A 395-nucleotide genomic window follows, 5' to 3' on the forward strand; every position below is an offset into this window, starting at 1 on the left:
TATCTCCTAAGTTAAGTGAGGAGATAATGTATATGAGATCAAGTGCTAGAGGCAGGTGTCGTTAACTATACGCTTACTATCTATATCATCTTCTTCCCGTATGTATAGATGCATTAATTTATACAACTCCATAGTTGAAGTAACTGTATGATGTGATTTCCTGCCACTCAACTCGTCATAACTACGCTTATTAGATAGTTCAGAAAGTACTGATATAGCTAAGTTCGTAGCATTTTTATTACTTTGTTTTTTAAGTTCCACACTTAATAACGGCACACCTTTGACTGCATCTGAACTAATTAATATAGCCCACCACACCTGACGAATCCCCATAACTTTTTAATCTTAGTTGGGTTTAATTCCCCAGCGCTTACGGTGAAAAAAGATGAGATAAA

General features: G+C 35.7%; 1 protein-coding gene. It reads right to left on the reverse strand.

What is annotated here, in order from left to right; genetic code table 11:
* Positions 1-45: 45 nt before the first annotated feature.
* The gene (locus tag MTCD1_RS18605) at positions 46-333 is read right to left on the reverse strand and encodes a hypothetical protein (protein ID WP_057183640.1); all 288 of its coding nucleotides are present in this window, start codon (positions 331-333) and stop codon (positions 46-48) included.
* Positions 334-395 lie beyond the last annotated feature (62 nt).

This window comes from Colwellia marinimaniae, assembly GCF_002207865.1.
In the GTDB taxonomy this organism is placed as follows: Bacteria; Pseudomonadota; Gammaproteobacteria; order Enterobacterales; family Alteromonadaceae; genus Colwellia; species Colwellia marinimaniae.